Origin of the sequence: Ruminococcus sp. HUN007 (genome assembly GCF_000712055.1) — a bacterium.
Lineage (GTDB): Bacteria > Bacillota > Clostridia > Oscillospirales > Ruminococcaceae > HUN007.
Map to the genome: position 1 here is coordinate 2,047,471 of NZ_JOOA01000002.1, position 25,007 is coordinate 2,072,477.

The 25,007-nt window shown below is 41.3% G+C and carries 26 protein-coding genes, 1 tRNA gene and 1 other RNA gene; 12 read left to right on the forward strand and 16 right to left on the reverse strand.

Annotated features, from left to right (window positions below):
• Positions 1 to 242: 242 nt before the first annotated feature.
• Entirely contained in the window at positions 243 to 488 is a 246-nt protein-coding gene (locus CC97_RS13110) for a hypothetical protein (protein ID WP_044975404.1), read from the forward strand.
• Positions 472 to 882, forward strand: coding sequence for a PIN domain-containing protein (locus CC97_RS13115; protein ID WP_049962899.1), 411 nt, complete (start codon positions 472 to 474; stop codon positions 880 to 882). Before CC97_RS13110 ends, CC97_RS13115 begins: the two co-directional genes overlap by 17 nt.
• A gap of 136 nt (positions 883 to 1,018) precedes the next feature.
• On the opposite strand, the gene CC97_RS20255 is transcribed toward CC97_RS13115, so the two are convergent.
• The 3 genes from CC97_RS20255 to CC97_RS13125 form a co-directional block, all read right to left on the reverse strand.
• Entirely contained in the window at positions 1,019 to 1,165 is a 147-nt protein-coding gene (locus CC97_RS20255; protein WP_156036903.1) for a FeoB-associated Cys-rich membrane protein, read from the reverse strand.
• 113 nt (positions 1,166 to 1,278) lie between these two features.
• Entirely contained in the window at positions 1,279 to 3,279 is a 2,001-nt protein-coding gene (locus CC97_RS13120) for a ferrous iron transporter B (protein ID WP_044975406.1), read from the reverse strand.
• A gap of 88 nt (positions 3,280 to 3,367) precedes the next feature.
• Positions 3,368 to 3,580: a FeoA family protein gene (locus tag CC97_RS13125; protein ID WP_044975408.1), complete on the reverse strand. Its 213-nt coding sequence runs from the start codon at positions 3,578 to 3,580 to the stop codon at positions 3,368 to 3,370.
• Positions 3,581 to 3,846: 266 nt separating this feature from the next.
• On the opposite strand from CC97_RS13125, the gene CC97_RS13130 reads away from it, so the two are divergent.
• Positions 3,847 to 4,230 carry a metal-dependent transcriptional regulator gene (locus tag CC97_RS13130; RefSeq protein ID WP_044975409.1) on the forward strand — a complete coding sequence of 128 codons (384 nt, stop codon included), beginning with the start codon at positions 3,847 to 3,849 and terminating at the stop codon, positions 4,228 to 4,230.
• Between the two features lie 151 nt (positions 4,231 to 4,381).
• Here the strand turns inward: CC97_RS13130 and CC97_RS13135 are convergent, their stop codons facing one another.
• The 3 genes from CC97_RS13135 to CC97_RS20260 all read right to left on the reverse strand — a co-directional run bounded on the left by CC97_RS13135 (position 4,382) and on the right by CC97_RS20260 (position 5,919).
• Positions 4,382 to 5,383, reverse strand: coding sequence for a M48 family metallopeptidase (locus tag CC97_RS13135; protein ID WP_049962900.1), 1,002 nt, complete (start codon positions 5,381 to 5,383; stop codon positions 4,382 to 4,384).
• A gap of 67 nt (positions 5,384 to 5,450) precedes the next feature.
• Positions 5,451 to 5,762 (reverse strand): hypothetical protein, encoded by a 312-nt coding sequence (locus CC97_RS13140; RefSeq protein ID WP_044975411.1) that lies wholly within the window; start codon positions 5,760 to 5,762, stop codon positions 5,451 to 5,453.
• A 13-nt stretch (positions 5,763 to 5,775) separates the two neighbouring features.
• Complete coding sequence (locus CC97_RS20260) at positions 5,776 to 5,919, reverse strand: hypothetical protein (protein ID WP_156036904.1); 144 nt, start codon at positions 5,917 to 5,919, stop codon at positions 5,776 to 5,778.
• 569 nt (positions 5,920 to 6,488) lie between these two features.
• On the opposite strand from CC97_RS20260, the gene CC97_RS13145 reads away from it, so the two are divergent.
• A complete protein-coding gene (locus CC97_RS13145; RefSeq protein ID WP_044977047.1) occupies positions 6,489 to 7,046 on the forward strand; it encodes a sigma-70 family RNA polymerase sigma factor in 558 nt (185 codons plus the stop codon).
• Between the two features lie 16 nt (positions 7,047 to 7,062).
• A complete protein-coding gene (locus CC97_RS13150) occupies positions 7,063 to 8,634 on the forward strand; it encodes a leucine-rich repeat domain-containing protein (RefSeq protein ID WP_044975413.1) in 1,572 nt (523 codons plus the stop codon).
• A gap of 179 nt (positions 8,635 to 8,813) precedes the next feature.
• Here the strand turns inward: CC97_RS13150 and CC97_RS13155 are convergent, their stop codons facing one another.
• Positions 8,814 to 9,482: an MgtC/SapB family protein gene (locus tag CC97_RS13155; RefSeq protein ID WP_044975414.1), complete on the reverse strand. Its 669-nt coding sequence runs from the start codon at positions 9,480 to 9,482 to the stop codon at positions 8,814 to 8,816.
• A gap of 291 nt (positions 9,483 to 9,773) precedes the next feature.
• Here CC97_RS13155 and CC97_RS20595 point away from each other — a divergent pair, with 291 nt between their 5' ends.
• Complete coding sequence (locus CC97_RS20595) at positions 9,774 to 11,171, forward strand: hypothetical protein (protein ID WP_044975415.1); 1,398 nt, start codon at positions 9,774 to 9,776, stop codon at positions 11,169 to 11,171.
• A gap of 212 nt (positions 11,172 to 11,383) precedes the next feature.
• Here the strand turns inward: CC97_RS20595 and CC97_RS13165 are convergent, their stop codons facing one another.
• Both CC97_RS13165 and alr read right to left on the reverse strand, forming a co-directional pair.
• Complete coding sequence (locus CC97_RS13165) at positions 11,384 to 12,712, reverse strand: aspartate kinase (RefSeq protein ID WP_044975416.1); 1,329 nt, start codon at positions 12,710 to 12,712, stop codon at positions 11,384 to 11,386.
• A gap of 204 nt (positions 12,713 to 12,916) precedes the next feature.
• On the reverse strand, positions 12,917 to 14,044 hold the full coding sequence (alr, locus tag CC97_RS13170; RefSeq protein ID WP_044975417.1) for an alanine racemase: 1,128 nt from the start codon (positions 14,042 to 14,044) through the stop codon (positions 12,917 to 12,919).
• A 96-nt stretch (positions 14,045 to 14,140) separates the two neighbouring features.
• On the opposite strand from alr, the gene CC97_RS13175 reads away from it, so the two are divergent.
• The 3 genes from CC97_RS13175 (at position 14,141) to CC97_RS13185 (ending at position 16,557) form a co-directional block, all read left to right on the forward strand.
• On the forward strand, positions 14,141 to 14,677 hold the full coding sequence (locus CC97_RS13175; protein WP_049962901.1) for an SLOG family protein: 537 nt from the start codon (positions 14,141 to 14,143) through the stop codon (positions 14,675 to 14,677).
• A 205-nt stretch (positions 14,678 to 14,882) separates the two neighbouring features.
• Positions 14,883 to 15,734 carry an LCP family protein gene (locus CC97_RS13180; protein WP_044975418.1) on the forward strand — a complete coding sequence of 284 codons (852 nt, stop codon included), beginning with the start codon at positions 14,883 to 14,885 and terminating at the stop codon, positions 15,732 to 15,734.
• 49 nt (positions 15,735 to 15,783) lie between these two features.
• On the forward strand, positions 15,784 to 16,557 hold the full coding sequence (locus CC97_RS13185) for a TatD family hydrolase (RefSeq protein WP_044975420.1): 774 nt from the start codon (positions 15,784 to 15,786) through the stop codon (positions 16,555 to 16,557).
• 131 nt (positions 16,558 to 16,688) lie between these two features.
• Here the strand turns inward: CC97_RS13185 and recR are convergent, their stop codons facing one another.
• From recR to CC97_RS13205, 5 genes are all read right to left on the reverse strand, one after another.
• The gene (gene recR, locus CC97_RS13190; protein WP_044975421.1) at positions 16,689 to 17,294 is read right to left on the reverse strand and encodes a recombination mediator RecR; all 606 of its coding nucleotides are present in this window, start codon (positions 17,292 to 17,294) and stop codon (positions 16,689 to 16,691) included.
• Positions 17,295 to 17,297: 3 nt separating this feature from the next.
• Positions 17,298 to 17,648 carry a YbaB/EbfC family nucleoid-associated protein gene (locus CC97_RS13195; RefSeq protein WP_044975423.1) on the reverse strand — a complete coding sequence of 117 codons (351 nt, stop codon included), beginning with the start codon at positions 17,646 to 17,648 and terminating at the stop codon, positions 17,298 to 17,300.
• Positions 17,649 to 17,704: 56 nt separating this feature from the next.
• Entirely contained in the window at positions 17,705 to 19,282 is a 1,578-nt protein-coding gene (gene dnaX / locus CC97_RS13200) for a DNA polymerase III subunit gamma/tau (protein WP_044975425.1), read from the reverse strand.
• A 125-nt stretch (positions 19,283 to 19,407) separates the two neighbouring features.
• An RNA gene (gene ffs, locus CC97_RS19700) (signal recognition particle sRNA small type) lies at positions 19,408 to 19,506 on the reverse strand.
• Positions 19,507 to 19,827: 321 nt separating this feature from the next.
• Positions 19,828 to 21,690, reverse strand: a complete 1,863-nt coding sequence (locus CC97_RS13205; protein WP_156036793.1) for an IS1634 family transposase — start codon at positions 21,688 to 21,690, stop codon at positions 19,828 to 19,830.
• Positions 21,691 to 21,999: 309 nt separating this feature from the next.
• On the opposite strand from CC97_RS13205, the gene CC97_RS13210 reads away from it, so the two are divergent.
• Positions 22,000 to 22,073 (forward strand) — tRNA-Pro (locus CC97_RS13210).
• A gap of 57 nt (positions 22,074 to 22,130) precedes the next feature.
• Here CC97_RS13210 and CC97_RS13215 read toward each other — a convergent pair.
• Both CC97_RS13215 and CC97_RS13220 read right to left on the reverse strand, forming a co-directional pair.
• The gene (locus tag CC97_RS13215) at positions 22,131 to 22,493 is read right to left on the reverse strand and encodes a type II toxin-antitoxin system PemK/MazF family toxin (protein ID WP_044975427.1); all 363 of its coding nucleotides are present in this window, start codon (positions 22,491 to 22,493) and stop codon (positions 22,131 to 22,133) included.
• A complete protein-coding gene (locus CC97_RS13220) occupies positions 22,487 to 22,732 on the reverse strand; it encodes an AbrB/MazE/SpoVT family DNA-binding domain-containing protein (protein ID WP_044975428.1) in 246 nt (81 codons plus the stop codon). Before CC97_RS13220 ends, CC97_RS13215 begins: the two co-directional genes overlap by 7 nt.
• Before the next feature lie 621 nt (positions 22,733 to 23,353).
• Here CC97_RS13220 and CC97_RS13225 point away from each other — a divergent pair.
• A complete protein-coding gene (locus CC97_RS13225; protein WP_044975429.1) occupies positions 23,354 to 23,977 on the forward strand; it encodes a hypothetical protein in 624 nt (207 codons plus the stop codon).
• An 85-nt stretch (positions 23,978 to 24,062) separates the two neighbouring features.
• The gene (locus tag CC97_RS13230; RefSeq protein WP_156036905.1) at positions 24,063 to 25,004 is read left to right on the forward strand and encodes a dockerin type I domain-containing protein; all 942 of its coding nucleotides are present in this window, start codon (positions 24,063 to 24,065) and stop codon (positions 25,002 to 25,004) included.
• Positions 25,005 to 25,007: the final 3 nt, after the last annotated feature.

Sequence of the window (25,007 nt, forward strand, 5' to 3'; positions counted from 1 at the left end):
TGGATATTCCGAAAGTTTGTTTATCATGTACATTTTCACGCTTGGTTAATATTAGATTTGCCGATAACCTATATTAAAACCGTGTGCCGTTGAACAAAAAAGCTGCACAAGTGCAGCTTTTTTCTATAGCAGTCTTCGGCCCGCACATTTACAATTTCTGAAAAAAACATTTCATTCTCATCGTTTTCATGGTATAATATAAGCAGAAACATATTTATCAGATATCCGATGAGGTGATTATCATGACATATATTCAGGAACAGGCAATCGAACTCATTCAGCAGTTACCAGATGAGAAAATACAAGCTTTCATCACACTTGCTTCCGATGAAATAAAATTAATGGATCTCAAACGACAGGAACAGATTTCAAAAAAGAAACAGGCTTTTGAAAAACTTGAATCCCTTCACCTTGATTTACCTGATGATTTTGATGCAGATACCGAACTTGCTGCAGCTATGGAGGCTAAGTATGGTACTATTGCTTGATATAAACATCATACTTGACTATCTTTTAAAACGTGAGGAATTCTATTACAATGCCAAAAGAATAATAGAAAAATGCAGCGACGAAAATATAAATGGTTGTATTGCTCTTCATACCATTACTACTATGTGGTATTTACTTCGTAAGGTTCCGGATGATCAGCGAAGATCTGCTCTTAAATCTATATGTGAATTATTACAGATAGTCGGAACAACACACGACGAAGTAATAAAAGCTCTCGACACTCCGGAATTCAAGGATTTTGAAGACTGTATTCAAACTAAATGCGCCAAAAACGCTAAAGCTGATTTTATTATATCAAGAAACAAACAAGATTTTTCTGAATCTGAAATTCCTGTGCTAACACCTCAGGAATGGTTAGAACTACAAAAATAATGCGCCTTCGGCGCAATTACAAACCGGGCTGCCGAAATGGCGGTCCGGTTTTTCTATAGCAGTCTTCGGCCCGCAGGGGTGAAGACTACCATTTACAAAACAGCGGGAGCATCGTTTTTTGATACTCCCGCTGTATTTATTTTTTATCAACTGCACAATGGCATCCGGCCTTGCCCGCATACGGGCAGCCCACGCATTTGCCTTTTTTCTTCTGTCTGCGGATGTATACAAGTGCTGCGCCGACAGCGGATATTACTATAGCTGTACAGATTACATTTACCATAACTTTATACCTCCGTAAATTCATATAACGCAGCCATGTGTGCACAGGAAAACATCCATGCACACGTAAGCTGCGTCTTAGTGTATCACATGAGAATTATGTCTGTATATATCTTACTTTGCTTTTGCAAGCTCGTATTCGGAATCGAAACGTTTGTTGTTTCTTATTATTATTCCGGCAATTATTGCTGCGAAGGCGATAACTGCAATAAGACCGCCTGCGAAACCTGCACCGAAGTGACCTTCCGTGAAGAGTGTGCCGAACTGGTAAACGAGGAATCCGATAGTGTAACCGGTTGCAAGCTGGAGGCAGATAGCTCCGGCAAGCCACTTGCCGCTCTTGAGTTCTGAATTGAGGGCACCGATAGCTGCAAAGCACGGCGGTGTGTAAAGGTTGAACATGAGGTATGCAAGAGCTGCGACCTTTGTAATACCCATTACAGCTGCAACTTCATTACCGCTTCCTACAAGTTCAAGTTCTTCTGTATCGATAAAGTTTGTTATTGCATAAACAGATGCTATTGTACCAACAACGTTTTCCTTTGCTATAAATCCTGTAACAGCCGCTGCTGCAAGCTGCCATGCTGCGATTCCGACAACTGGAATGAGTACATAGGCAAAAGGTGAAGCGATGGCTGCGAGGATAGATGTATCTTCCATGCCTTCCTCAACAGCTTCAAAGTGAGTATTGAATGACTGCATGATCTGAACAACCGTGTTGCACACGAGAATAATAGTACCGGCCTTGATGATGTATGCCTTGCCTCGTTCAAGCATTGAGCCAAGAGCAAACTTAAGGCTCGGAACCTTGTACTCAGGAAGTTCGATGATGAAGAATGACTTTCTGTACTTCATTCCTGTTATTGCCTTTACCAGAACGGCACCGAGGAAGATAAGACCTATGCCAACGAAGTACATAAGAGGTCCTACCCACTTTGCATCCGAGAAGAACGCACCTGCGAACAGCGCAATTACCGGAAGCTTAGCACCGCACGGCATGAATGTTGCAAGCATTGCGGAAGTTCTTCTTTCACGTTCGTTCTTTATAGTACGGCATGCCATAATTGCAGGAATACCGCATCCTGTACCGATTACCATCGGGATAACTGTTTTACCGGAAAGACCGACACGCTTGAAAAGCGGATCGAGTACGACTGTTGCACGTGACATGTATCCGCAGTCTTCAAGAAGAGCGATGAGGAAGTACATTACCATTACAAGAGGGAGGAATCCGACAACGGCACCTACACCGCCGATTATACCGTCAACGATAAGTGCATACAGAAGCGGATTCGCGTCTTCCATTTTACCTGCCACAAATTCCTGGAAGGTCTCTATCCAGCCGACAAGGATATCAGCAAGCCACGTTCCGACTGTTGACTGTGAAATGTAGAACACGAGGAACATTACTCCTGCAAATACCAGAAGTCCGAGAATAGGATGGGTGAGTACCGCATCGATTTTATCGCTTCCGTTCTTTTCCTTTGTAAGCACCTTTCTTGTTTCGACCTTGCCTACCATTTCCTTTACAAAGTCAAAACGCTTGCGGTCTGATCTTTCGACTTCAGCCTTGTCGTGAAGATTTATATTTCCTTCGGAATACGGAGCTTTCTGTTCAGTGCCATTGAGTTTTACAGCTGCTGAAACAACTTCCTTAAGTCCTGAATCATTTACTGATACCGTCTTGATGACCGGACAGCCCAGCATTTCCGAAAGCATTTTCTCATCTATTTTTGTGTCCTTCTTTTCGTTTACGTCACTCTTGTTGAGTGCAACAACGACCGGAATTCCGAGTTCCAGAAGCTGAGTTGTAAAGAAAAGACTTCTGCTTAAGTTCGTTGCATCCACAATGTTGATGATAGCATCAGGATGTTCATTTTTTACATAACCACTTGTAACACTTTCCTCGGAAGTGAACGGTGACATTGAATACGCACCCGGAAGATCGACTGCAATAAGTTCCTCCGAAGTATCCGAATAATTCTTTTTGATCGCAAACTCCTTGCGGTCAACTGTTACACCTGCCCAGTTACCTATTTTTTCATTTCGCCCTGTGAGTGCATTGAACATAGTGGTTTTACCGCTGTTCGGGTTACCTGCCAAAGCAATTCTCATGGTACTTATCCCTCCGTTAAATTAATATTTCCGCGCACTGATCAGCCGGTCAGTGTACAGCAAGAAAACTCAGACCAGTGATGTTTTCTCAAATAATTATAGCTTCAGCCAGCTCACTGTCGATGTTGTATCTTGCATCCTTGATGGATACAACGCAGTTTTTCTTTCTGCGTGATACTACTGTAACAGGTTCGCCGCTGTAACAGCCAAGTGAAAATAAAAATTTTCTCATTTCCTCGTCATCTGTCAGTATGTCACTTACGACATACTCCTTGCCTTCAACCGCACTGTTAAGGGTCATTATGATCATCCTTTCGTTATCTGAAGCTTATTATAGCCAAACTGTAAAATCCATTGATATATTATTGTAACAGGGTACGCAGTTATTTCATGCTAACCCTATATATATTATAGTTACCGAGCGGTAACTTGTCAATAGGATACGGTGAATATTTATTCCGTTATCTGTTATTTTCAAAATAATGCATAAATCGTCATTGATTTATGTAAGAAAGTATGGTAAAATATAAACAGATTATCTAAGTTTATAGACAAGGAGGATGTTATATGTCTATTCAGGAATCAGGCGAAATGTACCTCGAAACAATACTCATTCTCTCCAAGGAGAAAAACACTGTCCGTTCGATCGACATCGTAAACCACATGGGATTTTCAAAGCCGTCAGTAAGCCGTGCAATGGGAAAACTCCGTGAGGAAAAATACATTATAATGGATAAGGACGGATACATTGCCCTCACAGGAAAAGGCAGGGAAACTGCTGAAAAGATATATGAACGTCACATTCTTCTGACCGACTTCATAAAGCGTCTCGGCGTTGACGAGGAAACCGCTTCGGAAGATGCATGCAGAATAGAACACGTTATAAGTGACAAGACCTTTGCAGCAATGAAAAAACATGCAGCGGAAGGGAAGCTTCCGAAAACAGATTAAAACATGCATTTAAAAACAAAACCAGCATATCCGGCCCGCGTAAGTACGCGGTTTGTCCGGATATGCTGGTTTGTTTTTACGGAGCAGCCGATTTAATCAAATCAGCTCAGGGCACGGGGCGGAGCCCCGCATTCTCCCCGTCTTAACTTTTTTATTTATAGTAAATATTCTCTTTTCCGCAGAATTCGCAGAAACGCTGTGCTGAAGTTATTTTCTTTCCGCAGTTTGCGCAGAAAATATCCTTTTCAAAAATCGTGCCGACTATGTTCTGGGGTTTTCTGTCAACCTTTCTGCGTCCGTCAGTATTGTACACTCTTGCGTAGTCGCCGTTGTCGTACCAGGACTTCAGTTCCTTGGCACGCATTACCGTCCACGGATGTGTCTTGTAAAGCACACTGAAAAGCTTAAGAAGCTTATCGAAAGCGTTCTTGTCAAAGTTTTCAAATTCAACAGCCTGGTCGAGGAAAAGATCATTGTCGATCTCATCGTAGCGTGACGGCGGGTAACCCGAAAGCTTTGCCATTACGGAAACAGCCGCATCAATATTCTGGCACGCAAGAAGGCCTGCGCGGTCAGCTGTTATCTCGGACATTCTGTACCACTGATACAGAAGAATGAGAACACCCTTTACCGCGATCTCACCGATGCCAAGAGTAAGGTTTCCTATCACACCCGCAATGTACGGAATGAAATTGCCTATTGAATGATAGAGAACATGCTGGCTCTTGATGTGACCCACTTCGTGACCGAGAATGAAAAGAAGCTCGTCGTAAGAAAGAAGGCTGAGCGCAATGCTCGAGATCACGATTATCGGCTTCGAGGAACCGACCGTCATTGCATTGAGCGAACCCGGAGCAACGTAAAGCGGCGGCATATCCTTCACATCAAGCACTTCGCACACTGTCTTCAGTGCATTGTAGAGATAAGGTATGTTTTTCGGTGTTACACGGATGTTCGAACCAGTGTACTGCACCAGAAGTATTCTTTCAAAATTATATTCGGAATAGAGCTTTATAAGCTTTTCGATCACAACATTGGTGTTGAGCTTGTTGAGATAGGACCTGTCAGTAGGGTGCTCATACTCAAAAGACGACAGATTTTCAAGTATCTTTCTGTCTTCAGGCATTTCATCTGTTACTGCCTCAACAAGCATTTTTTCTATATATGACTCATTATCACTGAATACATCGGCGAAACTCTTTCCCGATGATTTAAATTCCTCACGGATAAAATCGACCCGTTTTTTTTCCGATGTGTTTAAGGCTGTTCATGTAAACCGACTTCGGAAGGCCAAGTTTCTTTCTCACGCCTGCAAGACTGTTTCCCGTTCTGCCTGCCAGAGCAAAGTAAAGATAGCAGCAGTGATAGATAAGTGCTGCCTGATTTCTGGAATATTCTTTTCCGGAAAGTACTGTGTCAAAATGTGTTTCTGACATTTCCCCGAAATAGTTATAGTATTCTGCGATACCGTTAAGTTCGTCCTTTGTCACGATCAGCGAAGCTGCTGCAAGGATCACCGGTACTGTATTCATTTTATCCCTCTTTTCATTCGTCATCATCGTCGCAGCTTTTTACATAAAGCTCGTCCGGAGTTTCTTCTCTCATATTGAAAATTTCTCTCTTTTTCTTTTCATATCTTTCTTTTTCAACGATACTATCAATGTTATCCAGCAATTCGTTAAATTTCACTATTATTCTCCCCTTCTTACCTGTTTTTTTGAAATAACAGACTGTGATCCGCCCGGATCTGTAATCAGCGATCACCGGTGGTGTTGTCATATTATATAAAAATTATAGTATTTCACGGCTGTTTTGTCAACTTATTAATTAGAATTATTTCAGTACGGTTACATAACAGTAATAACCCGACTACAATCAAATACAATACAAATACAGCTGATAATTTGTGAAAAATCACACTTGATTTTTCATGATAATAATACTATAATAAAGACACAGACAGAAAAAGATCTGAAAAATAAAATAGATTATAAAAAATCCAGTTCCGGAATCAAAGCCTCCGAAACTGGTGTTTTTTTTATATATACGCACCACGCTGATTTATGAATAAATCAGCGTTTCCTTAGAAGACCGGTATATGTTCCCGTAAACCCGTTCCCATAAATTTTTTTAAAAAAACTCAGAAATCGTGTAACCTTTTCTCTCCGCTCTCTGTCATTATTAGTGAAAGGGCTTTTTCATCATTAAAACTTTACAGACCGGGAGATCGTTAAGGAAGACAAAACAGGGTGATAGTTATGGAAGATAAAGCAATTATATCTCTGTATATAAACAGATCAGAACAGGCTATTTCCGAGACCGACAGAAAATACGGAAATTATCTGAGGACCATCGTCGGAAACATTCTTGGTGACAAAGGTGAAACAGAGGAATGTCTGAATGACACATATCTTAAGGTGTGGAATGCAATTCCTCCTCATGTTCCCATTATCTTCAGAGCTTTCACAGCAAAAATCGCAAGAAACACAGCACTTAACATCTATGAAAAAAAGAAAGCTTCCAGAAGATTCAGCGGTCAGCTCGATTTGTCACTGGACGAACTCGCTGAATGTTTTGAGGACGGTGAAGACATTGAAGCCTGTGCCGAGAGTAAAGAAACCATAAGTGCACTCAATGAATTTCTTGAAGGTCTCGATAAGAAAAAGAGAATATGCTTTATGCAGAGATATTTCTACATGGAATCAATAAAGAATATTGCCGCCATGAACAATATTTCCGAAAGCGCACTTAAAACCATGCTCTGCAGAATACGGACAGATCTGAAAGAATTTATACAAGAACGAGGACTATACTGACGGGAGGACGATTACGATGAGTGATAAAATGAATAAAAACAGAAAGCTTATGCATGACTTAAGCGGAGTTTCAGATAAGTTTATAACAGAAGCTGCTCCGAAAAAGAAAGCCGTAAACATAAGATTACCGTGGGGATATATCGGCAGCGCTGCCTGTGCAGCTGCAGTACTGATACTTTTCGGAATGAATCTGCCTGAACGTTCCGATAATGAAATATTCTCACCTGCAGCAACTGACATTACAACGGTGGCTCAGACTGAAAGCATCACAGATTTTACTGTAACTGAAAAACCGGTCACAGCACAGAAGGTCGTTGTTACAGTTCCTGTAACAGGAACTGCAGGCGATATTCTTCAGAGCGTAACTGCTGAAACATCATCGGCAGTCTCAGAAACTGCAAAACAGAATGCAGAAACACAGAAGAAGCAGGAGAATAAGCCGGCTGAAACTGAAAAGAAACCGGAAGTAACTGAAAAAGCTGAAACTACAGCATCAACTGAATACGAGCACATGGAAGATATAAATGATGCCGCCGTAACATCAGTTACCAAAAACCCTGACGGCTCAATCCGTATCGTTATCAGAGACGGTCAGTTTGCCGTAACACTGCCTGCAAGCTGGAACGGCCATTTTGTATTAAACGGACACAACGGCAATGACTACACCGAATTTCCGGACGAACTTGCACTTGTCGAAATCAACAGTAAACTTGCCTATCAGACTGAAGACTACTACGATTCAAGTGTTCTGGGTTTAACTGTAGCTTCTGAAGTAGACTTTGATTATCCGATCCACTACGATACAGTCGGCTATTCACGAGGAGAATACATGCGTCAGTTCTCAAGCATGCCGGTTGACCGCTGCAGCTGTACTGAAGAAGCATATCAGGAAAAACTTGCACTTCTTGATACGAGAGATCAGATCATATACGAAAGCTATTCCGAGAAAACCGGAAAACTTGAAAGAACATTTACCGTCCCTGAATGTCCTATTGAAGCTGTATCAGGCGAATGCGGAAATACCACAAAATGGGAATATGACAGTGAAAGCAAAACTCTGACAATACTTGCAAAGAGCGATGATGAAACTGACTGGATGCTGAGAACCCAGGGTTATTCAGTTACCCGTGCACCATGGAAAGAAATGAGCTGGTACAAGGAAATTGAAAATGTTGTCGTTAAAGATGGTGTACAGCATATCGGAATCGACGCTTTCACAGACTGTACATCTCTTAAGTCAATAACCACTCCTGATGATATAGCGGGCGTAACATACTTTACAAACTGTACATCACTCACTTCAATAACTGTACCTGAAAATACTGAATGTATCGGAAACGATGTTTTCTCAGGCTGTACAAACCTTAAGGAAGTAAAGATCGGCAGCAAACTTACTGAGATCATGCACGGTTCATTCCAGGGATGCACAGCACTCGAAACTCTCGATCTTCCTGAGACCGTAACGAAGATCAGCGACTATGCATTCAAGAACTGCAGCCCTGACCTCGTACTCAGATGTAAGGAAGGCTCTTACGTTCAGCAGTATGCAGAAGCTCACGGCATAAAGTTTGAAGCTGTTGCAGAATAACCGAAACGACCATAAAACAATTAATCTCTATAAAATACCTGAAGCCGGACATCAGATCTTTATTCCGATGTCCGGCTGTTTTTTTAAGTGTTCCCTGTAAAATAAAAAGGAGTGCAGAACGGGATCCTGCACTCCTTTTAATGTTTCACCGTAACTCCGGTCCGTGATATTTCAGTTCACTACAGCTGGGCTGTAAATTCAGAAACGGTGTATTTTCTGCTTACCGCGTCAAGTATCTCATCAGGCATAAGTTTATGCGGTGCACGTACAGTCATGTTGATCAGTACTGTTCCGTCCTTTTTCTTCTTGATGCTCAGTCTCAGGACCTTGACGTGAAGCTCATGCATGTACTCGTTCACATCGGAAATAATACCCTGCTTGTATTCCGTACGGAAAGATATTTCCGAGACCATCATGTTTTCAGAGCTCGGAAGAGACCAGTGAAGAATGAGCTGCAGTATTATTATCATAGCCGTGGCTACGATCCCGACGACATACATTCCGGCTCCGATCGCACATCCTACGCCGCAGGTGGACCATATGCCGGCGGCAGTGGTAAGACCTTTAACGTATCCTCCGCGGAGGAATATAACACCGGCACCAAGAAAGCTGACTCCGGTTATTACATTGGCCGCTATTCTCGAAACATCGACGTTTATGCCGGGCGTTCCGACAATGTCGATAAAACCGTACTTGGATACTATTACAAGAAGAGAGGCTCCGAGTGTGACCATTATATGAGTTCTTATACCGGCCTCCTTCTGTCTCTGGCTTCGTTCAAAACCAATTGCCGCACCGCATGCGGCAGCAATTACTATTCGCAAAACAAGGGTCAGTTCATTTGTCATAGACCTGATACCTCCTTCCGGTGAATACTGATTTCATATTTTACCAGTACTTTCATGAGTTATACTTTATATAAATTATACCATATTCTGTGCTTTCAATCAATATACCGCTGATAAATACGCAATAATGCAAATCCAACTTTGGATTATATTCTGAAAACTGCCATAACAAAGCCATAAAATTTAATTTTTCTTTGTATGTACTTACCAAACCTTGTTTACATGGTTGATTTAGCTAATTTCAAATGATATAATTGTATGAGTGACTAAATTTGAAAAGGAGCTTATTAAATGGCAAAACTAGTAAAGTACGATGTCGGTACAAACTTTGACAACAAGTTATTCGACATAATCAAAGAATGTGACAAAGATCACAGAATCAAAAACCTCTATGGTAAACTCAAGCAGGACGGTCTTCCGGGTGGTCGTGCTACTTCAATAATCCCTGAACTTTCTGATGATCAGTTCGTTCAGTACATCAAGGACTGCAACAGCCTTGGCATCACTTTCAACTATCTTATCAACCCTCTCTGCATGGGTCAGGCTGAATATGATCCTGTAGAAGGAAAGAACATCAGAAACACACTTCACAAGCTTTATGACATGGGTGTACGCTACTTCACTATCAACTCACCTTCACTCATCAAGTACGTAAAGAGCGAGTTCAAGGATGTACAGGTAACACTTGGTCTCTATGCTTATCCTGTTTCCATCCAGCAGATCGAATACTGGAGAAACTGGGGCGTTGACGAACTCACTCTCGACCACGCATTCAACAGAAACTTTGAAAACCTCAGAAACGTAATGAAGACATACAAGGACAGCGACTTTGGTATGCGTATCATCGCTAACAACTTCTGTCTTAAGGAATGTCCTTACCGTCTCAGCCACGGTTCTTTCGTTGGTCATTCAGATCCGACTGCTATTTCAATGGACTTCAGCCTTATCAACTGTACATACAGAAAGATCTCAAATCCAAAGGCTATGCTCACAGCTGAATGGGTAAGACCTGAAGATATCCATTACTATGAAGAACTTGCTGAAGAAACAGGTTACAAGAACTTCTCAATCAAGCTCGTTGACAGAACAAGAGCTACTGCATTTATCGAACGGGTAATAAGAGCTTATCTTGCTGAATCATACGACGGAAACCTTCTCGACATCATTAACTGGCCGGAAACAAGAAATATGTTTGGTGTCAAGGGTGCTCCGGCTGGTATGCCTGCTGGTGGTCCTCCGGCTGGTATGCCTCCTGTAGGCGGTCCTCCGGCTGGTATGCCTCCTGTTGGCGGTCCTCCGGCTGGCATGCCTCCTGTAGGCGGTCCTCCGGCTGGTATGCCTCCTGTTGGCGGTCCTCCGGCTGGTGCTCCGAAGATCAGATACATGGATAAGATGAACATGACATTCGCACCTATCTACGGAAGAGTAATGAACTTCCCTAAGATCTATATCGACAACAAGAAGCTCGACGGATTTATGGATCACTTCATCAAGCACAACAACTGTGCTAACTCACTCTGTGCCGGAACTATCATCGAAGACGGCATGAAATGTGACCACGCATGTGACCGCTGCGGCGCATGGGTAGATAAAGTAATCTCATACGACAAGGCTGAGGTTGAAGCATGGAAGCAGGTTGCTGAACAGCTTCTCAACGGTCTCCCGGCTGGTGCTCAGTACGAAAAGTAATTAACTGACCGAAACTGATCAGTTCCGTCAGAAAAAGGCTGCAGATTTTGTCTGCAGCCTTTTTTATATGTTAATGACAATTCTCCTTAAAAAACAGATCAGCATATTCTGATCCGCGTACATCATACGCGGACAGAATATGCTGAATCTTTTGTACTGTTATTTTAAAGAAACCGCTGATCTATGAATAACCCGGTTTTATGATCTTTTCCTTATTCAGCTGAATCAATGAATGCGCTGTAGATGCATCTGATAGCATCTTCAAAATCACTTTCGCCGATACCAACGATGATGTTAAGTTCGCTTGAACCCTGGTCGATCATCTTGATATTGATACGTGCGTGTGAGAGCGCTGCGAATACTCTTGCAGCTGTACCTCTTGTCTTGTACATTCCGTGACCAACGACTGCGAGGAGAGCGATGTTATGTTCGATCTCAAGGTGATCAGGATCAACTTCCTTTCTGATCTGTGAAAGGACTGCTTCTTCCTTGCCTTCAAGCGAAGCAGCACTGAGCACGATACTCATTGTGTCGATACCTGAAGGAATGTGTTCGAATGAAAGGTCGTTCTTGTAGAGGATGTCGAGGATCTTCTTTACGAAACCGACCTCGCTGTTCATCATTGACTTTTCAATGTTTATTGCGCAGAAGCCCTTCTTGCCGGCGATACCTGTAATTGTGTTTCTGCTTGTTTCTTCTGAATTGTCCTCAGCAACAATCATTGTACCCGGAGCAGAAGGATCGTTTGTGTTTCTGATATTTATCGGAATACCTGCTGTTCTTACAGGGAAAATAGCATCTTCGTGAAGAACTGTCGCACCCATGTATGAAAGCTCGCGGAGTTCCTTGTATGTGATAGTCTTGATGACCTTAGGATCTTCAACTATTCTCGGGTCAGCGATAAGGAAACCTGAAACGTCTGTCCAGTTTTCATATATCTCAGCGCGTACTGCACGTGCGATGATGGAACCTGTAACGTCAGAACCGCCGCGTGAGAAAGTCTTGATAGTGTCGTTGAGTGTGATTCCGTAGAAACCAGGGATAACAGCACATTCAACATTCTTTATTCTTTCACGTACAGCTTCGATCGTCTTGTCGAGCATGAATGAACCGTTGTCGTCAAAGTAGATAACTTCAGCAGCATCGATGAATTCGTAGCCAAGGTATGCAGCAAGGATGATACCGTTTAAGTATTCACCGCGGCTTGCAGCGTAGTCACGTCCGCTCTTGGCCTTAAGGCAGTATTCGATCTCTTCGAATTCCTTGTCGAGGCTTAAGTCAAGTCCGAGGTCGCTTATGATACCATTGTAGCGTTCTCTGATCTTTCCGAACTGATCCTTTATGTCTTTTCCGCTCTTTACAAGCTCGTAGCAGCTGTAGAGCATATCAGTTACCTTTGTATCTTCCCTGAATCTCTTGCCCGGTGCTGAAGGAACAACGAATTTTCTCTTTTCATCAGACTTTATGATATCAGCAACTTTTCTGAACTGGTTAGCATCAGCAAGGCTGCTTCCGCCGAATTTTACTACTTTAACGCCCATTGTAAAAACTTCCTTTATATAATCAGATTATAGTCATTAAACCACTATATTATTATATTAAAACCAGTGTTTAAAATCAATAGATATATAATATGAATTTCCAAAAATTATAACCTGTATTTTTGTCAAATACGACTGTTCTTTTCAGAAAAACAACAATAAAATAAAAAGGGCATGCGGTCACGCGGCCGCACACCCTTGTTTCTATTCTTCATAAATTCTCGGAACTCTCTTTGAGATCCCGCATACGACCTCATATCCGATGGTTCCGTACCATGAAGCAAGCTCGTCTGCTGTTATCATGTCATCGCCGTCCCTGCCAATGAGTGTGACCGTGTCTCCCGGCTTTGCATCAATGCCTGTGACATCTATCATAAGCTGGTCCATGCACACGCGTCCGGCTATCGGGCAGCGCTTCCCCTTGAGGAGTACCTTTCCCTTCGAGGAAAGAAGTCTTGAATATCCGTCAGCGTAGCCGACCGTTACTGTTGCTATCTTTCGTTCTTCAGAAGCCGTGTATGTTCTTCCGTAGCTTATGCAGTCGCCCGGTTCAACTGTCTTGACATATGAAATGACAGCCTTGAGTTCCATTACAGGTTCAACCTTATAAGGCAGCGGCAGCGGATAGTTAGGAAGAAGTCCGTACATCGTGATGCCTATTCTTGCAAGTGTGCTTGCACCGTCAAAATGATAGGCAGCTCCGGCACTGTTGAGGAAATGTACATGCGGAAGGCTGATCCCGCGGTTTTTCAGTTCACAGTAAACACCCTTTATAAACTCAGCCTGTTTTTCAGTATACTTCACGTTTTCAGGATCGTCACTGTCTGCAACTGCAAAGTGTGTGAACAGACCCTCTGCGGCAATGTTTTCAAGTGAAGCTATCCTTTCAGCGCAGTCTGCACACTCTGAAACAGTTTTAAACTTAAGTCCTATTCTGCCCATTCCGGTGTCAAGTTTAATGTGGCATCTTACCGGAGAAGGCGCAAGTCTGTTAAGTTCCTTTGCGTAATCTTCCGAAACCACACACTGAATGATATTGTACTTTATAAGCTCATCAGCATATTCCGGAGGAGTATAACCGAGAATGAGTATTCCGCAGTCAGAAACAATTTCTCTTACACTTATAGCCTCGTCAAGGTTGGAAACCGCAAAGTAACGTATGCCGGTGTTATAAAGTTTCTTTATAACTTCATTTTCACCGTGACCGTATGCGTCAGCCTTTACAACTGCCATTATTTCAGTTGATTCAGCAAGATGTTCCTTTATAGTATTTATATTTCTTTCCAGTGCGGACAGATCTATTCTTGCCCACGCTCTTTTATGATTTTTCAAAAGAATGCGCTCCTTGTCTTGATATTTGTGCCTGATTGTGATAAAATAGTGTATTGAGAGATACTATTCTGAATTTTATTTCATGGAGAAAATGATTTGACAGAAAAAGCAGTTTGTTTTTCAGGACACCGTCCGGAAAAACTTCCGGGCAGAGGCATAGCAGACAGATCTGAAACACTGTTTATAAAAGAACTGCTGCGCACCAAAATTGAACAGAGCATCCGTGAGGGATACACCAGATTCTATTCAGGTGTTGCCAGAGGAATCGATCTGTGGGCAGCACTGGCTGTACTTGATCTCAGAAAAGTATATCCTGATATTAAACTCATCTGTGTTAAGCCTGTCGAAAACCAGGGATGTAATTTTCCTGAAAACGACAGACTGTTATATGAATCTGTTATAGAACGGGCTGATTCTGTAGTATGCACATCAGCCGGCTACAGCAAAAACTGCTACGCTGTACGCAACCGCTACATGGTTGAAAACTCTGACAAGCTCATTGCTTTTGTAAGCAACTACAGAAGCGGAACAGGTCAGACAATAGGTTATGCCAGAAAAACAGGTATCATAACTGACATAACTGATCTGTCCGATATTACATTCAGCATGAAGTATGAACAGCTGGAGTTTTAATAAAACGCTTTACAGTATATTATACTACTTTGAATCAGCTTTGTAAAGAAAGCTGCCGCCAAAGTTTTAAACATTATTCTTTCAACTTCTCAACAAAGTTTTCAACTGTGTGTTGAAAGTGAGTAAACAATAATGTTGATTTATAGAAAAACAGTATTACCGCATTTGCAGTGAAACTGAAAAAAAGTTACCGGAGGACTCAACAATGGCATTGTTTAAAAAAAGAAAAAAAGAAAGTGTGGCAATACCTTTTCTTATAAGCATGGTGATAACGCTTCTTGTTATCGGTATACCGGTTTTCACTCTCTACAACCAGAAGGTAAACAAGAGCAGCGCAAACAACGGTGAGATTACAGATACAGTCTTCATGCCTACCGAAGACAATGACACGACCATTCTTTTCTCATATACACCGGATGACAAGTCACTTCGTCCGTCATTTATGATTCTGCGTACATCAGCAATGAGCAGAACGTTTACATTCATCCCTGTTTCAAACGATCTTCTCTGCGGAAGCGAAAAGATGATCAACATATTCAAAAAAGGCGGTATCATTGAACTTACCAAGGCTGTCAACAAGACATTTGACACTAAGATCGACAGGTATGTAAACTTCGATGACAAATCTCTTTCGATCCTGTGCGATACTCTCGGCGGTATCAACTTCAACGTACCGGAAGGACTAAAGGGTCTTAACGCAGGAACCCAGTTCCTTGACTCAACATTCATCATTAAACTCATTACCAACCCTAAGTATGCTGAAGACGCACGTACAGTTGCAACGGGAAACCTTTTTGCAGACATGCTCGGCGGTACTTCGACAAAGATATCAGCAGACATGATCGAATATGCATACACCAAGGACATAGACCTGGTTGAAACAGATATAACTGCACTTGACTACGACAATCAGAAAAGTGCAATTGAATACATGTTCAGTTCAACACAGTACGTTTCAACATACCGTGTACCTGCTGCCAAGGGAAATGCCGAACAGGGACTTACCCTCGACAAGGATACGCTCAAACAGCTCAAGGCTGATTCAGGATTAAAGTAATATCAAAAGGCTGCCGGCACGGCAGCCTTTTTAATGGAAGGATAATAACATGTACTCAGACATTTTCGATACTCATTCACACTATACTGACCACGCTTTTGACGAAGACAGAATGGAAGTTATAAAAAACATCCATGAAAACGGTGTAAAATACATCATGCTTGCAGTTTCAAGCTATGAAGACTCGGTACGTTCCCTTGAACTTAGCCGTAATTTTGATTTCATGTACTGTGCAGCAGGTATCCACCCTGAATGCGTCGACACAGCAGAAGGCGACTACATAGGAAAACTTGAAAAACTCATAACGGAAAACCGCGGCAAAATCAAAGCTGTCGGTGAAATAGGCCTTGACTACCACTACGAAGGCTTTGACCGCGAAAAACAGATCGAAATCTATTCACGTCAGCTCGAACTTGCGAATAAACTCAGCCTTCCTGTCATAATACATGCGCGCGAAGCAACAAAGGACAACCTGTACATTCTGAAAAAATACCGTCCTGCAAAAGGCGTTGTACACTGCTTCTCCGGTTCTGCGGAAACAGCAAGGGAAGTTATCGCCCTCGGTCTTCACATAAGCTTCACAGGTGTACTCACATTCAAAAACGCAAAGAAAGCACTTGAAGCGCTTAAGGAAGTACCGGCAGACAGGCTTATGCTCGAAACGGACTGTCCGTACATGGCACCTGTACCGTTCCGCGGTAAGCGCTGTGACAGCTCAATGATCGCATACACAGCAGAAAAAGCAGCTGAAGTTCTGGGCTGCGATACGCAGGAACTAATAAACAGGACCTGTGAAAACGGAAAAAAATTTTTCGGAATATAATCGGAATATAAGAAATGCTGATTCATGAATAAATCAGCGCGGGGCACGGGCGAAGCTGTATTTCCGGCTTCAGTGTTCCGGAAAAGCAAAAGAGTGAACTGTTCATCATAAAATGAAACAGTTCACTCTTTTTATATCTCATTTCTGTTTTCAATAGCACGGAACAGCGTGATCTCATCTGCATACTCAAGTACTCCGCCGACAGGAAGTCCGAATGCAAGTCTCGTGACTTTTATCCCCGCAGGTTTTATAAGCCTTGAAATATACATTGCTGTCGCATCACCCTCAACTGTAGGGTTAGTGGCCATTATTACTTCAGATATCTCAGGATCAGCCTGTAATCTGGCTACAAGTTCCTTTATACGCAGCTTGTCCGGTGTAATACCGTCAATCGGAGAAATGAGCCCGTGAAGTACGTGATAAAGTCCGTTATACTCACCGGTCCTCTCGATCGCAGTAACATCCTTCGGTCCTTCGACAACACAAATGATATTTTTGTTTCTTCGTGTATCGCTGCACAGCGGACATACCTCACGGTCTGTCATGTTCTGACACACGGAACAAAGCCTTACTTTTTTCTTTACATTGACAAGAGCTTCAGCAAAATCATTTACATCGCTCTCACTCATTGATGTAACGTGGTATGCAAGGCGCTGAGCAGTCTTCATACCTATACCCGGAAGACGTGCAAACTGCTCTGCCAGAAGTACTATCGGCAGTGCATTCGATTCAGCCATTTATCAGAATAAGCCAGGGAGTGAAACTCCGCCAGTGATCTTGGACATTTCTTCTTCAGTTGTTTCTTCGATCTGCTGGATAGCTGCATTTACTGCAGAAATAACGAGATCCTGAAGATCTTCAATTGATCCTTCCTTTACAACATCCGGCTTGATATTGAGTGACTTTATAGTCTTCTTGCCGTAGAGAACAACTTCAACAGCTCCGCCGCCTGATGTAGCAGAGAATTCACGTTCTTCAATGTCATCCTGAAGCTTTGTGATCTCATCCTGCATCTTCTGAGCCTGCTTGATCATTGCGTTCATGTTCTGGGCTCCGCCGCCCATGTTCTGCTTTGGTACTCTTGCTTTCATCTTTTCGTAAACTCCTTTATTATAATTTGGTTTATGTTTTTGCTGATCATTATAGACTATACTTCCGGATGGTTTTCCAGATTCATTTTGTTTGCCTTTTCAATCAGCCTGATAGCATTTATTTCTTCTTTCTTTGTCTGAGCATCGCACTTTACCTTTATGGCATAACGCCTTCCAAGTACGCTTTCTATAGCATCACCCAGCATAGCTGCGTTTTCCTTACTGCGGAACAGAGAAAGAAAGAAAGGATTATGTGCTATTATAAACAATCCGTCGCCGCTCACAAAAGCCTTTGAATCAATAAGACTTGCTGAAACAGCAGGATTTGTCTCTGAAAATTTTGCTAATACTTCAGTCCAGTTTGCAACCGGTTTTACAGTACTTTGATCGATTTTTGAAAAGTCCACCTGAGGATCAGAATGTTTCTCATAGTATTCATGACGCTTTGGTTCTTCTGAAACTGAAACTCCGCCTGAAGCGACCTTTCTTTCAAGCTCACTTATTCTTGCCGCAAGATCCGGTGACGGTCCGGAGGTTACCGGTGCCGCCGTCTGAATTCCTGAAGCCAGACGAATGATGCACATTTCGATCTCGACTCTCTTGTTTACTGCACGGAGCATTTTCTCGCTGCAGTCCTGAAGAGCAGAAAGTCTTGTAAATATCTCCTGAAGTTCCGTCTTCTCAGCAAGACTTTTCAGTCTTTCGAGTTCATCCGGCATGCAGGCGATAATTCCTGTATCTTTCTGACCGATTTTTATAAGCATTAAATTTCTGAACTGAAATATGAGTTCCTCACAAAGTCTGGACATATCCTTGGAACCTGCATAAAGCTCATCGATGAATGCGACGGCCTTTGCCGGATCCTTTTCCGATATTGACTCCATTATGCCGAAGATCTGATCGCGGCCAGCTATACCTGCGGCCATCGAAACAGTTTCTGCAGTTACGCTGTCCGAAAAAGCTATGCACTGGTCAAGCAGGGAAAGCGCATCTCGCATACCTCCGTCTGCTATCTTGGCGATAAGGAAAGCCGCCTCGTCATCAAGTGCAATTTTTTCCTGTGAGGCAATATATAAAAGACGCTTTGCTATGTCTTCCGGAAGAATTCTTCTGAAATCGTAACGCTGACACCTGGAAGCGATCGTTGCCGGTACCTTGTGTATCTCGGTAGTTGCGAGAATGAACTTGACGTACTCAGGAGGCTCTTCCATTATTTTCAGAAGTGCATTGAATGCATTGACTGAAAGCATGTGTACTTCGTCGATTATATATACTTTGTATTTACAGCGTTCAGGTGTAAACACCGCACCTTCACGAAGATCACGTATGTCATCAACACCGTTGTTCGACGCAGCGTCGATCTCGATGATGTCGGAAAGAGCAAAATTGTCAGCATCACGGCAGATGTCACACTCAAGACAAGGTGCCCCGCCTGAATTATGCTCACAGTTTATAGCCTTCGCAAAGATTCGTGCGCAGGTAGTTTTACCCGTACCTCTTGAACCTGTAAACAGATAGGCATGTGCCGTTTTACCGTTAATGATCTGATTGCGCAGGGTAGTAGTGATATGCGGCTGGGATACCACGTCATCAAATGTCAGCGGTCTCCACTTTCTGTATAAAGCAGTATACATCTACATTCCTTCCCTTCGGATCATTTACGTAAGACGACAGAGTCTGCCGTCTTTAGTACAGCTGAAGATCCCGGAGTTTATCATTACGAAGCAGATGCTTTCAATATAATAAAATCCGGAACATAGGTGTGCAGGCTTGCTGCGGCACACAAAACGATCCGCTTAATGCTGCTCGGTTCCCCGCCTGACATGGTTCACGGTGTCTCATTGCACAGGGCCCACACACCTATATTCCGGATAATAACTCTGTTATTGATCAGCTGTCAGAAACTTTTACTGCAGTAAAAGTCTCAAAAACTTTTATAATTATAGCACATATATTCTGAAAAATCAAGGCTTTTGAATAAAATTATGGCGAACACACAAGCACTGTTAATTTCCGGAAAATCATATCCGTAATTTTTTAAATAAAAAAGTCTTTACAAACCGAATCAAGTGTGGTATAATCCCGACTTTAACACTTCAAGAAAACAATCGAGGCGTAACTAACGCAAATGCGTTGATTACGCCTCTTTTTTCGTTTTTCAAAAATGTTGTATGAGCAATTATTTGGAAATTAATTTTATTTTTCCATTCAAAGTCTTTGGCAGATAGTATTGTTTGTCTAACTCAAGTCCCGTAATTTCGTTCAAAGCAGTACACACCTGAGAGCAAGTATAATTGGACATGTAGCACATATCCTGGATATTTGAAACGTTCATATTCCGGATTGTTTCAATGATATTGTATACTGAAAAATGATATCCTTTTTCTTCAAGCAGTTTTTCAAGAATACGATAAATCAAAAGCGCAGTATAGCATATCATAAAATGAGCAATAATTCTGTTCAGGGTACTATGGTAAACAGGTCTTGCGTCAAAATTGGTTTTCATGATTCGAAAACAGTCCTCTATTTTGTAGCGGTTCATGCTGATTTCAAGAATAGATTTTGCGTCATCATCAAGATTGGTTGCTACGGCATAAAAGCCATCGTATTTTTCTTCTTTTTCAATTGCTTCTTTGTCAAGAATGTAGGTGTCGGAACCGTTCTCTTCAGCTTTGGACTTAGAGATTCTTTTGATGAATCTGGTAACATCATGCGGCCCCTTTTTGTAAGTTTCAGGATCGATATTTTCAAGCAGCTTTTTCGCTCTTTCAATTTGCCTGTTGCGTATGTAACGCTGATATTCCATCATTTTTCTTGAAAATGAGATAATGATTTTCTGTTTAAGCGTTGCTTTGGATTTAACTTTTTTTACCTTTCCGTTTTTGCAGATTTTTTCTTCGTAAAGTCCTACATCGAACGCTTTATCCGCGTCAATTATTTTGTAGGCATGATCGTTGTAAAGACTCAGATTATCAGGATTTTTTCTGTCGAATGTCTTCATATAGTTTAGTGAAATATGCTTATTGCTGGAAAGCAGCTTGTAATCACAATCGTTAAAAACCGCCTCCTGTAACATTGAGGAAAGTTTCTTTACGGACTGTGTAACGATAAACGCACGACCACCCATAGAATTGAAATTACGGATATTCAAAGATCCAAGACCTGCATCGGCACAGTATATGAACTTTTTCCCCTGGAGCATTTTAGTAAGTTTCTTTTCCAGCGGAATAGCAGTAGTCTGCTCATTATCAGAACCTGATGAAATACACATGGATAAAGGGATACCTTCTGCATCCATGAACAGTCCCATTTCGCAGATAGGATTTGGACGATGTTCTTTTGAAGGACCATATTTACGAAGCCCTTTGATGAATTCTCCTGTTACTTCATCAACATAGTCTTCGTCTTCACATTCGGTTTCAAAGTAATAATTTGTACAGTCGTAATAGCACACCGATGTATTCCTTTTGATAATACTGCAGCTTTTTTCATACAGGTAGCTGATATATTCGTCGTAATGGTCTTTCATCAGATCCATGGTACGCATTATATGCATGTAATCAAAATCAGGCTGTTCGTAATAGTTACTCATTTTCTGGAAAGAACCGAGTTTTGAATCCGGATCAATAATTCTTGAAAACGTAATAAATCTGTTTACAAGATTAGGGTTGAATTCAATTTTTCTGTCTTCAGTGATGTTTTTGAAAAATGAACTTATTTCAAGTTTTCCGTAGATATACTGAAGAAAGAAATAGCCTATATTTTTGTCTGTGGATAATGAAGTAACAGCATCGGTAGCTTTGATCTTCTCATTAAAGTCGATTTTCAGATCAAGTGCAAGTGTTTTATTTTTCTTATGCTCCTCGTTATATATTCTGACCTGTTCTTTCGCATATGAAAGAGGATCGTCTGTAATCTTAAGAAGTTCTGAATGCTTACCGATACGAGCTACATTTTTGGTTGTTGTCTTTTTACCGTTTCTGATTCCCATCTGGATAAAATAGGTGGGATCTTTGGATTTTTTATCGTAATTAAGCTTCATATTTATATTATACCATATTTGAAATAAAAATACAACACCATACAACGAAAAAATTCAGAAAATTTGACACAAAAAAAGCCGCAATTATGCGGTTTGAATTGGTTATATTGATTTGGAAGTGTTAAAGTGCCGTCTCAAAAACTTTTATAATTATAGCACATATATTCTGAAAAATCAAGGCTTTTGAATAAAATTATGGCGAACACACAAGCACTGTTAATTTCCGGAAAATCATATCCGTAATTTTTTAAATAAAAAAGTCTTTACAAACCGAATCAAGTGTGGTATAATATTAACTGTTGTAAACAACGAGGTGTGGCTCAGTTTGGTAGAGCGCTACGTTCGGGACGTAGAGGCCGCAAGTTCGAATCTTGTCACCTCGACTTAATAATCCGATAAAACGACTCAGTGAAACAAATGTTTTACTGAGTCGTTTTTTATTATTCACTTGTATTTTCAGCGCTTTCTTCTGAAACAGGGATCTCAATTTCTGCCGATATTATATCTGCTACTTTCCTGAGAATATCATCAGGTATTTTTTCTACAAATACACAGGGTCTTGAATTAAGATCCAGTGCCCGGATATGCTCACACAAAACCACGCCAGTTGTTGCTGTTCGTTCATCAAGAGAAACGTGCAGCGGAAACTGATTGTCTGTGTTGGTAATCGGGCAGACAATAGCTAACTTTGCGTATTTATTAAAAGTATCATTACTGACTACCAGCGCAGGACGATATCCTGCCTGCTCATGTCCGCGCTGCGGATTAAGATTTACTTTAATGATATCGCCCTGACTTACCATATTTCTCCTCCAACAGGATCACCCCAATCTATTTCTTCAGGGACATAATTTCCGTTGTATCCGTCAAAAAGCTCATCTATAGTCTTTCTTTTTTTTGGTTCTGCCTGTTTGATAATAATTTTATTATCCTGAGCGATTATAACTATTTTTTCGTTGCTCGACCATTTTAAAACTTCAAGCATATGCTTCGGTAAACGAACACCCTGACTGTTGCCCCATTTCTGAATAGTTGTTGTCATAATGATCACTCCTTTTATCTTATCCACACATCTTAGTATATACATAGTATATACCAAAAATGCTGTTTTGTCAAGTCATAATAAATCAGTGTTTCAGCACAAAGAAGAAACAAGCTTCAGACTGATTTTTGCAGGATAATAAAATAGTATATTATTTTAACACGCAACTCTTAAAAGTTGTTTGCTATTTTTTATACAATAATCAGATATTGCTATAAAGAGAAAACGTTTTCCCGTCATTATTATGTGACGCATTTGTACTGATTTTTGCAAAGTTAAAATGTATGTACGGTGTGAATGTTTTATTTACTTCATATCATAATATGAGCAGGTCTGCATTGTATTATAATTACTGTCTTATACATTCAGAAGTAATCTGACCACGATTCAGAAAAATATTTGTATGATCTGATAATAATTTTAATTTCGAAAATCCTTGAATCAGAGATAATAAAATGATATAATTTATTCAGACAATTTTTTAATTTATTTATTCAGAATAATACTCTGCACATTCGTTTCTCAGACTCACTCAAATCTCATGATAATGTTTCAAAAAAATTGTCGTTATGATGATATTCGGGAACACTATTTATCTATAATCGATTTAAGGAGTTTATGATGAAACGATTCAGTAAAGTACTTGCAGCATTGCTGGCAGCACAGTTTACATTATCAGTATGCGGTGTGCTTTCAGTCAGTGCATCCTACCCTTCAGATTACTATTACGATTCCGATGATGTAAACAGCGTTCCTGCACTTTCTGTACAGGAATACGACGAACTTTGTTCTGAAATGGAGTTTTCAGCAGATCTCGCCTACGCTTCAGCTGATACCCTTCCGGAAAGCGTCGACCTGAGTGAAAGCCCGTTCTTCCCGCCGATAGGTGACCAGGGTGGACTCGGAAGCTGCAGTGCCTGGGCGACCACCTATTATCAGTTCACTTATGAAATGCATAAGTTAAACTACATCAAAAGCACAAAAAAGAATTCATATTCTCCTAGCTGGACCTGGAATTTCAGCAATCATAATCTTAATGAGGGTATTTCCATACAGACAGCCTACAGGACGCTCAGTCTTCTCGGGGCAGAAACAATGAACGAAATGCCTTATAATGCCGCTGATTATGACTACAGATGGTCCGACAACGAGGACGCAATGCTGAAAGCTCTGAAATACAGAGTAAAAAATGTAAACGTATTTGGTATAAGCGGAAAGGGTACGGCTGTGTCAAACAGTTTTTGATTCAGACCTGAACGCCTTAAAGTCAGTACTTGCAAATGAAAAAGTTGTAGTTGCGTCACTGAACAACCGCAGCTACAGCGATTCTATGAAGCATGTGATCGTGCGCGGCAATAACAGCGGTGCAAAGGCGGGTACTCATGCTGTTGCCATAGTAGGATACGACGATAATTTCACTTACGACATAAATCACGACGGTGATATAGAACCGTTTGAGAAAGGTGCACTTAAAATAGCTGATTCAAACGGAACATTCTGGGGCTATGACGGATTCATGTATGTCATGTACGATGCTCTCAACGGTGAAAGCGCCTCTTCTGATGACTGGGAAGCTGATGAAAAATACGAAAGAAAGGCTGTTTTCAATGTTATCCCGACAGATGAAGAAAATACTGAAGGATTCAATATATTCTACTGTATCGACGTGGAAAACAGAGATGTAAATTTTGTCGGAAAAATAGATATTGACACGGACCGCAGAGAAAACATGTTTGTTTCTGTACAGCATAAGAGCAGACTGGCGGCCGATCATTACACACAAATCTATCCTGTGACTGACATTTACAGCTACGTTGGATCATTCATACCTTACAGCGGAAAGCTTCTTCTCGATTTCAGCAACTGCTATAATTCAGATGATCCGTATCTTTCGCAGAACTTTGCTTCAAACCATGAGTGGAGCATAAAACTCGGAAGCGGCAACAAGGGATTCAGTGCGGAAAAGTGGATCGAAAACGAAAAGGTTTCCTGTTCAGTAGTTGATTCTGAAGGAAATCTGATCTCCGATCTCGGTAATGTAAATATTTCAGCCGGTGACAATGAAATTACAATGAAAACTGTCATTAACATGAAACCGGGCGACATCAATTTCGACGGATATGTAAACTCTCTTGATTACGTAACTGTACATCAGTACATCAAAGGAATGATACGTCTTTCAAATGTACAGCTCAGAATTGCCGATATGGACTCTGACGGAGATGTTGACGAAGAAGACAAGCAGGCTGTAGTCGAACAGTATATCAGCTGATAA